The organism is Acidovorax sp. ACV01, from assembly GCF_014851495.1.
GTDB lineage: Bacteria > Pseudomonadota > Gammaproteobacteria > Burkholderiales > Burkholderiaceae_C > Acidovorax > Acidovorax radicis.
Window position 1 is genome coordinate 487,405 of the sequence record NZ_JACUZT010000003.1, and the last position, 12,856, is coordinate 500,260.

Below are 12,856 nucleotides of genomic sequence, written 5' to 3' on the forward strand. Positions count from 1 at the left end.
CATGACCACCGACACCCATCCCCAGAACCACCCCTTGGTCTATTCCTGCTCCGGCTGCTCCAGCGCCGCGCAGCTGGCCAACCACGTGGCGCTGCAGCTCGACCGGCACGGCGTGGCCGAGATGTCGTGCATTGCGGGCGTGGGCGGCGATGTGCCGCACCTCATGAAGACTGTGCGCTCGGGCCGCCCCATCATCGCGCTCGACGGCTGCCCGCTGGTCTGCGTCAAAAGCACGCTCGCGCGCCACGGCATTGCGGCCGACCGGCATTACCAGCTGCAGCAATACGGTGTGAAAAAACGCGCGCACGAAGACTTCGACCCCGTGCAGGCCGCGCTGGTGCTGGAGCAGGTCGAGGCCGACCAGCTGGCCGAGCCGCTGCGTGCCTCGGCTGCTGAAGGGGTGCCCCATGGCTGAGTCCACATCCCTTCGCCGCGTCATCGTCGCCATCTCGGGCGCCAGCGGCGCCGTGTACGGCGCGCGCCTGCTGCAGGTGCTGCAGGGCCAGAGCGGCATCGAGACCCACCTGGTCGTCTCGGACGCAGGCTGGCGCAATCTGCAGCACGAGCTGGACATGGACCGCCCCGCCGTGGAGGCCCTCGCGCACCGCGTGCACGACGTCGCCAACGTGGGGGCAGCCATTGCCAGCGGCTCGTTCCAGTGCCATGCCATGGTGGTCGCGCCCTGCTCCATGCGCACGCTGGCCGCCATTGCGCATGGCCTGGCCGACAACCTGCTCACGCGCGCAGCCGACGTCGCCCTCAAGGAGCGCCGCCGCCTGGTGCTAATGGTGCGCGAGTCGCCGCTGCACCTCACCCACCTGCGCAACATGGTGGCCGTGACCGAGATGGGCGGCATCGTCTGCCCGCCACTGCCCGCCTTCTACCTGCGCCCGCAGACCGTGGGCGAGGTGGTGGACACCAGTGTGGCACGTGTGCTGGACCTGATCGGCGTGGAGCACAGCCTGATGCCTCGCTGGCAGGGATTGGATTGATTGCTATTGTATTAATAGCTGGTTGCGAATGATGGACGTGCGCAAACGGCCTTTTTTGTTCATGTTCTGATAACTAATATGGCCTACCGCGACCTGCGCGACTTCATGGCCCAGCTCGAAGCCACCGGCGACCTGCGCCGTGTGGGCGAAAGCGTCTCGCCCCACCTGGAGATGACCGCACTCAGCGACCGCGTGCTGCGCGCCGGAGGGCCTGCGTTGCTGTTCGAGCAGCCCACGGGCCACCACATGCCGGTGCTCACCAACCTGTTCGGCACACCCGCCCGCGTGGCCCGCGCCATGGGTGTGCCGGACCTGCGCGGTGTGCGCGCCCTGGGCGAATTGCTCGCCACGCTGAAAGAGCCCGAGGCCCCCAAAGGCTTCAAGGACATGCTGGGCATGGGCCAGCTGCTCAAGACCCTGTGGAACATGGCGCCGCACACCGTGGCGCGTGGTGCGCCCTGCCAGCAAGAGGTGTGGGAAGGCCCCGACGTTCATCTCGACCGCCTGCCCGTGCAGCACTGCTGGCCCGGCGACGTGGCCCCGCTCATCACCTGGGGCCTGACCATCACGCGCGGCCCGCGCAAGGCGCGGCAGAACCTGGGCATCTACCGCCAGCAGGTGCTCTCGCGCAACCAGGTCATCGTGCGCTGGCTGGCGCACCGCGGCGGCGCGCTGGACTTTGCCGACCACTGCGCCCAGCGCCCCGGCCAGCCCTACCCCGTGGCCGTGGCCCTGGGCGCCGACCCCGCCACGCTGCTGGGCGCCGTCACGCCCGTGCCCGACAGCTTGAGCGAATACCAGTTTGCGGGCTTGCTGCGCGGAGCCCGCACCGAAGTCACGCCCGCGCTGGGCGTGCCGCTGCAGGTGCCTGCGACGGCCGAGATCGTGCTCGAAGGCCATATCCAGCCCGATGCGCACCACAAAAGCGGCTGGCAGCACGCACTGGAAGGCCCGTACGGCGACCACACCGGCTACTACAACGAATGCGCCGAGTTCCCCGTGCTCACGGTGGACCGCATCACGCTGCGCCAGGACGCGATCTACCACAGCACCTACACCGGCAAACCGCCCGACGAACCCGCCGTGCTGGGCCTGGCGATGAACGAGCTGTTCATCCCGCTGCTGCAAAAGCAGTTCCCCGAGATCGTGGATTTCTACCTGCCGCCCGAAGGCTGCAGCTATCGGCTAGCGGTGGTCAGCATCCGCAAGGCCTACGCAGGCCACGCACGGCGCGTGATGATGGGCGTGTGGAGCCACCTGCGCCAGTTCATGTACACCAAGTTCATCGTGGTGGTGGATGCCGATGTGGACGTGCGCGACTGGAAGGACGTGATCTGGGCCATCACCACCCGCATGGACCCTGCCCGCGACACGCTGCTGGTGGAGCACACCCCCATCGACTACCTGGACTTCGCCTCGCCCGTGAGCGGCCTGGGCAGCAAGATGGGGATGGATGCCACGAACAAGTGGCCGGGTGAAACCCAGCGCGAGTGGGGCCGCCCCATGGCCATGGACGCCGCCGTGCAGGCGCGCATGGACACGCTTTTCACAGCGCTGGGCCTTTGACACCTCCGTGCACCAAGGCGGTGCTGCGCTCCCCAGTCACGTAGAAGACAAGCACGCCCCGCGTTGTTTGCGACGATGTGCCAGCCCCGATAAAGAGGGCCCTGCACCGGCACCCACGGATGCCGCGATGCAGCACAGCGCACATCCCTAGGAGACAACGGCAATGCAGCAGCAACAGCCCGGCAGCATGATGGACCGGCCATTACTGGTTTCGGCCATCCTCGAGCATGGCGAGAACCAGTACGGCGACCAGCAGATCGTCTCGCGCGATACCAATGGCAGCCTGCACCGCTACCGCTTTTCGGACATGGCCCAGCGCGCCCGGCAGCTCGCCAACGCATTGCAGGCGCTGGGCCTGCGCCCTGGCAGCGTGGTGGGGTCGCTGGCCTGGAACAACCACCGCCATCTGGAGGCGTACTACGCCGTGTCCGGCAGCGGCATGGTCATGCACACCTGCAACCCACGCCTGCACCCCGAGCAGCTGGCCTACATCGTCAACCACGCCGACGACGAAGTGGTTCTGTTTGACACCACCTTTGCACCGCTGGTGCGCGCCATTGCGGCGTCGTGCCCCCGCGTGCGGCACTGGGTGGCGCTGTGTGATGCCGACACGCTGGGCGCCATCGATCTGCAAGGCGTCAGCGGGGTCGAGGCGTACGAGACGCTGGTGGCCCGCCAGGCCGACCGCTTCACCTGGCCCCAGTGCGATGAAAAGTCCGGCGCGGCGCTGTGCTACACGTCGGGCACCACCGGCAACCCCAAGGGCGTGCTGTATTCGCACCGGGCGCTGGCGCTCAGTGCCCTGTCGGCCTGCATGCCGGGCGTGCTGAGCATCAGCGCGCGGGAGACCATTCTGCCCGTGGTGCCCATGTTCCACATCAACGCCTGGTGCCTGCCTTATGCGGCGCTGATCGGCGGCGCCAAGCTGGTGCTGCCCGGCCCGCGCCTGGATGCGGCAAGCCTGTACGAGCTGATGGAGACCGAGCGCGTCACCGTCAGCGCGGGTGTGCCCACCATCTGGATGGGCCTGATCCAGCATGTGGAGCAGCATGGGCTGCGCTTTAGCACCATGCGGCGCACGGGTGTGGGCGGCTCGGCCATGCCCAAGGCGCTGATCGCCAAGTTCAACGACGTGTACGACGTGGAGGTACGCCACGGCTGGGGCATGACCGAGACCACGGCGATTGCCACCATGAGCGTGCTGGGTGCGGCCGATGCGGAGCTGCCGCCCGAGGACCGCCACGCGCTGGTCGCCAAGCAGGGCAAGTCGGTGTTCGGCATCGAGCTCAAGCTGGTGGACGAAAACGGTGCCAGCCTGCCGCGCGACGGCGTGGCGCAGGGCGAGCTGATGGTGCGCGGCCAGTGGATCGTGGACCGGTACCACAAGGCCGAGCGTTCGGCGCTGGTGGATGGCTGGTTCCCCACGGGCGACATCGCCACCATCAACCCGCAGGGCGTGGTGCAGATCCGCGACCGCACCAAGGACGTGATCAAGTCGGGCGGGGAGTGGATCAGCTCCATCGACCTGGAGAACGCCGCGGTGGCGCACCCGGCGGTGGCCATGGCGGCGGTCATCGGCGTCAAGCACCCCAAGTGGGACGAGCGCCCGCTGCTCTTCATCGTGCGCAAGCCCGGCCAGTCGCTGGACAAGGCGCAGGTCCTGGACTTTCTGGCGCAGCGCGTGGCCAAGTGGTGGCTGCCCGACGACGTGCTGTTTGTTAACAGCCTGCCGCTGGGCGGCACCGGCAAGGTCCAGAAAAACGAGCTGCGGCAGCGTCATGGCGCGGTGTTCGGCGGCGAATGACACCGCCGCGCGCTGACGGTTTTCGGTTTTGGCTTTCCTTTCGTTCCCACTCACCCACCCCACGGAGACACACATGAACATGGTTCCCAGGAAATGGCCACGCCATTGGTTGAAGGTCGGCGCATGCGCCGCAGCGCTGGTGATGTCCGCGCACGCAGGGGCGGCCGAGACGGTGAAGATCGGCTTCATCGACCTGCTGTCCGGCCCGTTTGCGCTCACCGGCCAAAGCTCGCTCAACCAGTTGCGTGAGGTGGTGGCGCAGGTCAACGCCAAGGCCGGGCCCAACGAGCCCAAGTTCGAGGTGATGGACTTTGACAACAAGGGCACGCCGCAGGAGAGCCTGAACGCGCTCAAGGCCGCCACCGACCGGGGCGTGCGCTACATCACCCAGGGCGGCGGCTCGGGGGTGGCCCTGGCGTTGGTGGATGCGCTCAACAAGCTCGCCGAGCGCGACCCCGAACGTGCGACGGTGTACCTGAACTACGCCGCCATGGACCCCCAGCTCACCAACGAGCGCTGCAGCTTCTGGCACTTCCGTTTCTATCCATCGAGCGAGATGAAGATGGAGGCGCTGACCACCTACCTGCAGGGCCGCAAGGACGTGAAGCGCGTGTACCTGCTCAACCAGGACTACACCCACGGCCGCCAGGTCTCCAAGGCCGCCAAGGAATACCTGGCCCGCAAGCGGCCCGACATCGAGGTTGTGGGCGACGACTTCATCCCCATCGCCCAGACGCGCGACTTCGCCTCGTACGTGGCCAAGATCGCCGCCACCAAGGCCGACACGGTCATCACCTCCAACTGGGGCAGCGACCTCACGCTGCTGTTCAAGTCCTCGCGCGACTACGGCCTGAACATCAACTACTTCACGCTCAACGCCAACAACCCCGGCACACCCGCGCAGATCGGGCCCTGGGGCGAGGGCAAGGTCGGGGTGATCTGGAACTGGGTGCACAACGCGCCCACCCCCGAGCTGGAAAAGATCTACGTGGACTACAAGAAAAAGACCGGTGACGACTTTGTGTTTGCCGCGCACTGGAACAGCATGCACATGCTGCGCGAGGCGATGCGCAAGGCCCAGTCCACCGACGCCAAGAAGGTGGCCTTCGCACTGGAAAGCATGACCTACAAGAGCCCCATGGGCGAGGTGCGCATGCGCAAGACCGACCACCAGCTTGAAGCGCCGCTGTACCTGGGTATCTGGGCCAAGCAGGGCAGCAAGGGCGTGAAGTACGACGCCGAGAAGACCGGCTACGGCTTCCGCTCTGAGGTAGCCTGGGACAACTACATCAGCGCCCAGCCCACGTCCTGCCAGATGAAGCGGCCATCCTGAGCGCCCCGTAGCTCAGACATCTCCTCGCCAGTACGCCGCGCGCGCTGCGCAGGCCTGCTGGCGCAAGCTGGCAACGCTTTGGTGGGCGTCGTCGGCATGGGCCCCGTTCCCTCTCGCCTGCGAGCGGGGCCCGCACACGCTCATGCGCCTTGTGCGTGATCGCTTCAACGCCCCCGCCCGGGCATAAAGCCCGCAGCCCCTGCTGACGGGCGCCCCGCACCTCCAAGCCCCCGTGCGCCGCAAGCCATGAATCGGCCTGCGCCTCCTCCTGCGCCGTCCGTGGCGCTTCTACGCCCCTGTCCGCACGTGTGCACAAACCGTACAGGGACGAGCCCTCCCTCCGCAGGGATTGCGGCCAGCCAGTGCTCCCTTCTTCCGCTCTTCGCACCCCATCAGATGATTTGGTTGTAAAGAAAACGATTTTTATTCGTTTGGTTTTGACGGACCACCGCATAGATTGGTGGCTATCCCCATCCAAAACCGCTTTTCCCCCACGTTCCAGGAGACCCCGTCCATGTCCGCCGAAGCCCTTGAGATCACCTTGCCCGAAGCCCTGGAGGCGGCCCGCGCAGACGCCGTTGCCCAAGGGCTGAACTACGCCGGTGGCGTGCGCCCGGCGGTGGCGTGGGCGCTGGTGCAGTCGGGCCGGGCCATTCTTGTGGACGTGCGTTCGGCCGAAGAGCGCAAGTTTGTCGGCCATGTCCCCGGCAGCCAGCATGTGGCATGGGCCACAGGCACGGCGCTCACACGCAACCCACGGTTTGTGCGTGAGCTGGAAGCCAGGCTGGTCAAGGACGGGGGCAAGGATGCCGTGGCACTGCTGCTGTGCCGCAGCGGCAAGCGCTCGGTGCTGGCGGCCGAGGCCGCTGCCGCCGCAGGGTTTCGCCATGTGTTCAACGTGCTCGAAGGCTTCGAGGGCGAGATCGACGCCCAGCAGCACCGGGGCGGTGGCGATGGATGGCGCTTTCACAACCTGCCGTGGGTGCAGGACTGAAGCGCGGCGTGCAGACCTCCCCAACTTTGCAGACTGAATGAACCGGTTCCACCGGTGTGAAACCCCATGGCCCTTTTTGACATTGAACAGATCGCGCAATCCTTGAGCGCGGCCCGGCGTGAGTGGCGCGATGCGCACAACCGCGTGCAGGATGCGGGCGAGCGCGAGTTTCCCTCGCGCGATGCGCTGGCCCAGGTGGTGCACCAGCTCAAGGGCGTGCTCTTTCCCATGCGGCTGGGGCCCTACGACCTGCGCCAGGAGAGCGAAGACTTTTACGTGGCCCACACGCTGGACAGCGCCCTGCACGCGCTGCATGTGCAGATCGGGCTGGAGCTGCGCTACAGCGCCCGCCGGCAAGGCCTGGATGGGGCCGATGTGGAAGCGCAGGCGCGCCGGTCGGCCCAGGCGTTTGCACAGTCGCTGCCCGCCATCCGCCGCCTGCTCGACAGCGATGTGCTCGCCGCCTACCAGGGCGACCCGGCGGCGCGCAGTGTGGACGAAGTGCTGCTGTGCTATCCCGGCATCCTGGCCATGATCCACCATCGGCTGGCGCACCGGCTGTACCAGCTGGGCCTGCCGCTGCTGGCGCGCATCGTGGCCGAGCTGGCGCACAGCGAAACGGGCATTGACATCCACCCCGGTGCGCAGATCGGCCCGGGCTTTTTCATCGACCACGGCACAGGGGTGGTGATTGGCGAGACCGCCGTCATCGGCCAGCGCGTGCGGGTCTATCAGGCCGTGACGCTGGGCGCCAAGCGTTTTCCCACCGACGCCGAAGGCCACCTGCAAAAGGGCCTGCCACGCCACCCGGTGGTGCAGGACGATGTGGTCATCTATGCGGGAGCCACCATCCTGGGCCGCGTCACGCTGGGCAGGGGCGCCGTGATCGGTGGCAACGTCTGGCTCACGCACGACGTACCGGCGGGCGGCAATGTCACCCAGGCCAGCTCGATGGAGTCGGGCCGTTTTGCCTCTGTGCTGGCGGGAGCTGCGCTGTGAGCACGCTGGTCCAGGGTTTTGGCATCGCGGTGCGCCAGTCGCGCGAGGCCCGGGGCTGGTCGCAGGAGCGCCTGGCCGAACACTCCGACCTCAACCGCTCCTACGTGGGCGAGATCGAGCGCGGCAGCGTGATCGCCTCGCTTGCCACCGTCGAGAAGCTGGCCGGTGCGCTGGGTGTGGCGGCTTCGGGCCTGGTGGTGCGCGGTGAGGCCGTACAGCGCGCCCAGCTGGTGCGTGGCATTGAGTTGGCGGCTATAGCCTGTTGAGGCCTCCCACCCTGCCACGGGACACTGCGCCCATTCCATTTTTCATCACTGATTTTTACCCCAGGGAGTTTCACTATGTCGGCAACAGTGGGCGGCACGACCGCACTCGGCGATAGCGCCGCACGGCAACTAGCCAATGCAACCAAGACCGTCCCCCAGCTGGAGACTATCAGCCCCCGCTGGCTGACCCACCTGCTGCAGTGGACGCCGGTGGAGGCGGGCATCTACCGCCTCAACAAGGTCAAGAACCCCGAAGCCATCAAGGTGGCCTGCACCGCCAAGGAGTCGGAGAACCAGCTGCCGCGCACCTTCGTGGACTACGAAGAGAACCCGCGCGAGTATTTCCTCAATGCCGTGAGCACCGTGCTCGACGTGCACACCCGCGTGTCGGACCTGTACAGCAGCCCGCACGACCAGATCAAGGAGCAGCTGCGCCTGACGATCGAGACGATCAAGGAAAACCAGGAAAGCGAGCTCATCAACAACCCCGACTACGGCCTGCTGGCGCAGGTGACGGAAGAGCAGCGCATCTTCCCGCTCACCGGTGCCCCCACGCCGGACGACCTGGACGAGCTGCTGACCAAGGTCTGGAAAGAGCCCGCGTTTTTCCTGGCGCACCCGCTGGCCATTGCAGCGTTCGGGCGCGAAGCCACCCGCCGTGGCACGCCACCGCCCACCGTGAGCCTGTTCGGCTCGCAGTTCATCACCTGGCGCGGCATTCCGCTGATCCCTTCGGACAAGGTGCCCGTGGCCGATGGCAAGAGCAAGATCCTGCTGCTGCGCGTGGGCGACAAGCGACAAGGCGTGGTGGGACTGTTCCAGCCGGGCTTGCCGGGGGAGCAGGGGCCGGGCCTGTCGGTGCGTTTCATGGGCATCAACAACCACGCGATCGCGTCGTACCTGATCTCGCTGTACTGCTCGCTCGCCGTGCTGACCAGCGACGCGCTGGCGGTGCTGGATGACGTCGAGGTCAACAAGTACCACGACTACCCTGACACCTACAAGTAATCTGCGGTGAGCAACATTCCCTCCACCTCTGTGGGCGTGCCCGACGCGCCCGAGGCGCCGATCAGCCCGGCGCTGCTGGCGCAGATGGCCACGGCGTTCTTCTCGGCCCGGCCGGGCGAGACGCCCCAGCTTCCCACAGGCAACCCATCAGCCCCTGCAAGCCCGTTTGCAGTGCTGGGGTTGCCATCGACACCACCGGCCACAGTCCCGAGCTTTGCCCAGGCATCGCCCGGCCCGGCCGGTGTGCAGGCGCCGGTCAACATCGCGCCTGCGGGCTCGCCGCTGGCCAGCCCGGCGGGCTTTGGGCCCAGCGTGCCGGGCACGCCGTTCCCGCAAGGGCAGGTGCCGGGCGCCAACGTGGTGCCGGGCTCGCCCACGCCCGTGTTGTCGTTGGCGCACCGGGCGCCCGCTTTGCTGCCTCACGCCACCGCCGCCAACGGCGTGCCCGACACCGTGGTCACTGCCGTGCCGGGCTATGAGCCCCGCTTCGGCAGTGGCGTGCTGGGCGTGCCCGAGGCGGCGGGCGCCAGCGGTGCATCTGCTGGCAGCCACCCTGCGGCCAGCGCATCGCCGTTCTACTTCCTGTCGCCCCAGCACGGACAACCTTCGCCCGGTGGCTACAGCGGCACGCCAGGCAATGCGCTGGGCCCCACCCGTATCAGCGACGAACTGGCCCGCCAGCCGTTTGCCAACCTGCAAGGGGTGGACCTGCGCGGCACACCAGCGCCCTCGTCCGCACCTTTGGCGCAGGCGTCTCCTGGCACTGCCCCGCAGCTCTACTTTGCCGATGCGGTGGTGCTGCCCGGCGGCTATGTCACCCCGGCCAAGCCCGCGCCGCACGCCACGGTGCCGCTGGCGGGGCAGGGGCAGCATCCGCCGTTTGACGTGCATGCCATCCGCCGCGACTTTCCGGTGCTCTCCGAGCGCGTGAATGGCCGGCAGCTGGTGTGGTTCGACAACGCGGCCACCACGCACAAGCCTAAGGCGGTCATTGATCGCATCAGCTACTTTTACGAGCACGAAAACTCGAACATCCACCGCGCCGCCCATGAGCTGGCTGCACGAGCCACGGACGCCTACGAAGGCGCCCGCCAGCGCGTGAAGCACTTCATCAACACGCCCGATGTGAACGAGGTGATTTTTGTGCGCGGCACCACCGAGGCCATCAACCTCGTGGCCAAAAGCTGGGGCGCGCAACACATTGGCGAGGGCGACGAGATCATCGTCAGCCACCTGGAGCACCACGCCAACATCGTGCCCTGGCAGCAGCTTGCGGCGGCCAAGGGCGCCAGGCTGCGCGTGATCCCGGTGGACGACTCGGGCCAGGTGCTGCTGGATGAATACCAGAAGCTCTTGAACGACCGCACCAAGATCGTGTCTGTCACGCAGGTGTCGAACGCGCTCGGTACGGTGGTGCCCGTGAAGGAGATCGTGGCCCTGGCGCACCGCGCAGGGGCCAAGGCGCTGGTCGATGGCGCGCAGTCCATCTCGCACATGCGCGTGGACGTGCAGGACATCGGTGCCGATTTCTTCGTGTTCTCGGGCCACAAGGTGTTCGGGCCCACCGGCATCGGCGTGGTCTGGGGCAAGCGCGAGGTGCTGGAAGACATGCCCCCCTGGCAGGGCGGCGGCAACATGATTGCCGACGTGACTTTCGAGAAGACGGTGTTCCAGCCCATCCCCAACAAGTTCGAGGCTGGCACCGGCAACATTGCCGACGCCGTGGGCCTGGGGGCCGCCATCGACTACGTGAACCGCGTGGGCATCGAGAACATTGCGCAGTACGAGCATGACCTGCTGGTGTATGGCATGCAGCAGCTGGGCGCCATTCCGGGCGTGCGCCTGATCGGCACGGCGGCGCACAAGGCCAGCGTGATGTCCTTCGTTCTCGCGGGCTACACCACGGAGGAGGTAGGCAAGGCGCTCAACCAGGAGGGCATTGCGGTGCGCACGGGCCACCACTGCGCGCAGCCCATCCTGCGCCGCTTTGGTGTGGAGACCACGGTGCGACCGTCGCTGGCGTTCTACAACACGTTTGACGAAATCGACTGCCTCACGACCGTGGTACGCAGGCTGGCGGCGCAACGGCGATAGCCTGAGCCCACACCGGCTGCAGTGCCAGCCGGGTGGCGATCAAAAAAAGGGGGAAGTGGGTGTTGTGCCCACTTCCCCTTTTTTATGGTGCGGCAGTGCGTGGATCAGCCGCTATCAGGCCACCGCCAACTCAATGGCTGCTCCGTGGGTCTGGTCTAGTCCCCATGCCGGGGCAGTCTGTGCTGCCGGCGAGCTGGTGCCCAGTACCACGGCAAACGGCCCGGGGCCACGCGTGGCAAGCTGCTGCGCTCCGGCTGCGTGCGGCGCAGCACTTTGGGTTGGCTGCGTCAGTACCAGCGTGGTGGCGCCCAGGGCTATGGTGGCCACCCGTGCGCCGGCGCCAGGCAACACCAACGGCGTGCCAATGTGTGCCGCCTGCGCCTCCCCCAGCAAGGCGCGGTAGTGGGCCAGGCAGGCATCAAGGTCTTCCACCGCAATCGACAGGCTGAGCACGCCGCGTGCGCCGTTGGGGTGCACGCGGGCGTCGCCCTCGGGCACACGCAGCGCGCGAGGCGTGAGGTCTCCGCACAGAAACGGCAGATCGGCCGACGGCGGGCGGGCTGTTTGCCATTGCAGGCGCTCGCCATCAGGCCGCAGGCGGCCTCCGTCTTGCGGGCCGCTGTAGGCCAGGCCCCGGGCCTGTGCGTTGCTCACGGTGGCCGCAGTCCCAGGTGGCAGCAGCGCAAAGTCCACGATGCCGTCCCCATGCTGGTTCAGCAGTTCCCACCAGCGGTCACCGGGCGAAGGGGAACGCCAGGCGATGAGTTCAAAGTAGGCGCCATCGGCCAACACGATCAGCGCGTTGTAGGTGGGCCTGCCCGGGTGCTCGCCACCCTGCAGCACGTTAAAGCCAAGGGCGCGGTAGTCGGTGATGGTCTGCTCCAGATCCTTCACCGCGATCACGATGTGGTCGAGTGTCAATGCCATGGGGTTCCTTGTTGCTTTCGTCGAGTTCAGGCCGCCACGGCCTCTGTGGTGGCGCGTAGGGGTGCGGAGGCAACGGAGTTCACCAGCTTCACTTCGGCGTGGATGTGCTGCGGGTTGCGCAGCAGGTTGAGGATGGGGCAGGTCTGCTCGACCGCCTGAAACAGCGCGTCGATGTCGGCCCGGCTGGCGGGTGAGTCGATGTGCACCGTGTAGGCAATGTGGTGCGGCCAGATGGGCGTGGCCTCGTGCCCAGGCTTGCCGCCGCGCGGGTCGATCACACCGCTGACCTCCACCTCCAGGCTCGTCAAAGGCACCTGGCGCAAGGCCGCCTGGATCAGGAAGATGTGTGTCACGCAGCTGCCCAGCACGCCCAGTTGCAACTCGGGCGAGCTGGGTCCCAGGTTGTAGCCCGCGAAGTCGGGCGGGCTGTCGCTGATGACCTGGTGGTCGCGGATGCGGATGCGGCGCACGCCGCTGCGGCCCTCGGCGCTCACGCGCGCCTGCAGGGCGGCCGGTTGTGCAGTGCCTGCGTCGATGGCGGCATTGCGCGCGAGCACGGCGGCACGCTTTTCAGCCAGGTAGTCGTTGAGGTGGCTATTCGAATGGGGCATGGATGTTCTTTCCAACGCCTTCTGCGCCCGGACATCGGGCGTGGGTAAAGCGGCGTCGCACATCCATTGTTTGGGGCCACCCCCGCGCTGGAAACAAACAAAACTGCGCTCGCTTATGCGGGTTTCAGATATGCCAGCGGGGCTGTGTGTTGCGGCCTGCTTCGTCGTTTTCCGAATATGCATGCTACGTAATAGGTGCACGTTTGGATGGTGCGTCGATAGCATGCATACACATGAATCGGCCCACTTTGGGGCTGGTGTT

General features: G+C 66.9%; 12 protein-coding genes. 10 read left to right on the forward strand and 2 right to left on the reverse strand.

The window, feature by feature from the left end; translation table 11 throughout:
• Nucleotide 1: 1 nt before the first annotated feature.
• The 10 genes from IB243_RS10935 (at nucleotide 2) to IB243_RS10980 (ending at nucleotide 11,056) form a co-directional block, all read left to right on the forward strand.
• Nucleotides 2–415: a putative zinc-binding protein gene (locus tag IB243_RS10935; protein WP_192426947.1), complete on the forward strand. Its 414-nt coding sequence runs from the start codon at nucleotides 2–4 to the stop codon at nucleotides 413–415.
• Nucleotides 408–992, forward strand: a complete 585-nt coding sequence (locus IB243_RS10940; RefSeq protein WP_192426949.1) for a UbiX family flavin prenyltransferase — start codon at nucleotides 408–410, stop codon at nucleotides 990–992. Before IB243_RS10935 ends, IB243_RS10940 begins: the two co-directional genes overlap by 8 nt.
• 78 nt (nucleotides 993–1,070) lie before the next feature.
• Nucleotides 1,071–2,558 carry a 4-hydroxy-3-polyprenylbenzoate decarboxylase gene (ubiD, locus tag IB243_RS10945; protein ID WP_192426951.1) on the forward strand — a complete coding sequence of 496 codons (1,488 nt, stop codon included), beginning with the start codon at nucleotides 1,071–1,073 and terminating at the stop codon, nucleotides 2,556–2,558.
• Between the two features lie 163 nt (nucleotides 2,559–2,721).
• Nucleotides 2,722–4,362, forward strand: a complete 1,641-nt coding sequence (locus IB243_RS10950) for a long-chain-fatty-acid--CoA ligase (RefSeq protein ID WP_192426953.1) — start codon at nucleotides 2,722–2,724, stop codon at nucleotides 4,360–4,362.
• Nucleotides 4,363–4,435: 73 nt separating this feature from the next.
• Nucleotides 4,436–5,695: a branched-chain amino acid ABC transporter substrate-binding protein gene (locus tag IB243_RS10955; RefSeq protein WP_192426955.1), complete on the forward strand. Its 1,260-nt coding sequence runs from the start codon at nucleotides 4,436–4,438 to the stop codon at nucleotides 5,693–5,695.
• Between the two features lie 514 nt (nucleotides 5,696–6,209).
• The gene (locus IB243_RS10960) at nucleotides 6,210–6,689 is read left to right on the forward strand and encodes a rhodanese-like domain-containing protein (RefSeq protein WP_192426957.1); all 480 of its coding nucleotides are present in this window, start codon (nucleotides 6,210–6,212) and stop codon (nucleotides 6,687–6,689) included.
• 66 nt (nucleotides 6,690–6,755) lie between these two features.
• Complete coding sequence (gene epsC / locus IB243_RS10965; protein ID WP_192426959.1) at nucleotides 6,756–7,688, forward strand: serine O-acetyltransferase EpsC; 933 nt, start codon at nucleotides 6,756–6,758, stop codon at nucleotides 7,686–7,688.
• On the forward strand, nucleotides 7,685–7,954 hold the full coding sequence (locus tag IB243_RS10970) for a helix-turn-helix domain-containing protein (protein WP_056742656.1): 270 nt from the start codon (nucleotides 7,685–7,687) through the stop codon (nucleotides 7,952–7,954). The genes epsC and IB243_RS10970 overlap by 4 nt, the downstream gene beginning before the upstream one ends.
• 75 nt (nucleotides 7,955–8,029) lie before the next feature.
• Nucleotides 8,030–8,962, forward strand: a complete 933-nt coding sequence (locus tag IB243_RS10975) for a family 2A encapsulin nanocompartment shell protein (RefSeq protein WP_010464819.1) — start codon at nucleotides 8,030–8,032, stop codon at nucleotides 8,960–8,962.
• A gap of 84 nt (nucleotides 8,963–9,046) precedes the next feature.
• Nucleotides 9,047–11,056, forward strand: coding sequence for a family 2A encapsulin nanocompartment cargo protein cysteine desulfurase (locus tag IB243_RS10980; protein ID WP_225584926.1), 2,010 nt, complete (start codon nucleotides 9,047–9,049; stop codon nucleotides 11,054–11,056).
• A gap of 114 nt (nucleotides 11,057–11,170) precedes the next feature.
• Here IB243_RS10980 and IB243_RS10985 read toward each other — a convergent pair whose 3' ends face one another.
• Nucleotides 11,171–11,983 carry a VOC family protein gene (locus tag IB243_RS10985; RefSeq protein WP_192426963.1) on the reverse strand — a complete coding sequence of 271 codons (813 nt, stop codon included), beginning with the start codon at nucleotides 11,981–11,983 and terminating at the stop codon, nucleotides 11,171–11,173.
• A 26-nt stretch (nucleotides 11,984–12,009) separates the two neighbouring features.
• The gene (locus tag IB243_RS10990; RefSeq protein ID WP_010464813.1) at nucleotides 12,010–12,594 is read right to left on the reverse strand and encodes an OsmC family protein; all 585 of its coding nucleotides are present in this window, start codon (nucleotides 12,592–12,594) and stop codon (nucleotides 12,010–12,012) included.
• Nucleotides 12,595–12,856: the final 262 nt, after the last annotated feature.

Excerpts from the sequence above, each read along its gene's own strand:
- IB243_RS10990 (WP_010464813.1), bottom strand. The coding sequence starts at position 12,594 with ATGCCCCATTCGAATAGCCACCTCAACGACTACCTGGCTGAAAAGCGT.
- IB243_RS10980 (WP_225584926.1), top strand. The coding sequence starts at position 9,047 with ATGGCCACGGCGTTCTTCTCGGCCCGGCCGGGCGAGACGCCCCAGCTT.
- IB243_RS10985 (WP_192426963.1), bottom strand. The coding sequence starts at position 11,983 with ATGGCATTGACACTCGACCACATCGTGATCGCGGTGAAGGATCTGGAG.
- epsC (WP_192426959.1), top strand. The coding sequence starts at position 6,756 with ATGGCCCTTTTTGACATTGAACAGATCGCGCAATCCTTGAGCGCGGCC.
- IB243_RS10975 (WP_010464819.1), top strand. The coding sequence starts at position 8,030 with ATGTCGGCAACAGTGGGCGGCACGACCGCACTCGGCGATAGCGCCGCA.
- IB243_RS10950 (WP_192426953.1), top strand. The coding sequence starts at position 2,722 with ATGCAGCAGCAACAGCCCGGCAGCATGATGGACCGGCCATTACTGGTT.
- IB243_RS10960 (WP_192426957.1), top strand. The coding sequence starts at position 6,210 with ATGTCCGCCGAAGCCCTTGAGATCACCTTGCCCGAAGCCCTGGAGGCG.
- IB243_RS10955 (WP_192426955.1), top strand. The coding sequence starts at position 4,436 with ATGAACATGGTTCCCAGGAAATGGCCACGCCATTGGTTGAAGGTCGGC.
- IB243_RS10935 (WP_192426947.1), top strand. The coding sequence starts at position 2 with ATGACCACCGACACCCATCCCCAGAACCACCCCTTGGTCTATTCCTGC.
- IB243_RS10940 (WP_192426949.1), top strand. The coding sequence starts at position 408 with ATGGCTGAGTCCACATCCCTTCGCCGCGTCATCGTCGCCATCTCGGGC.
- ubiD (WP_192426951.1), top strand. The coding sequence starts at position 1,071 with ATGGCCTACCGCGACCTGCGCGACTTCATGGCCCAGCTCGAAGCCACC.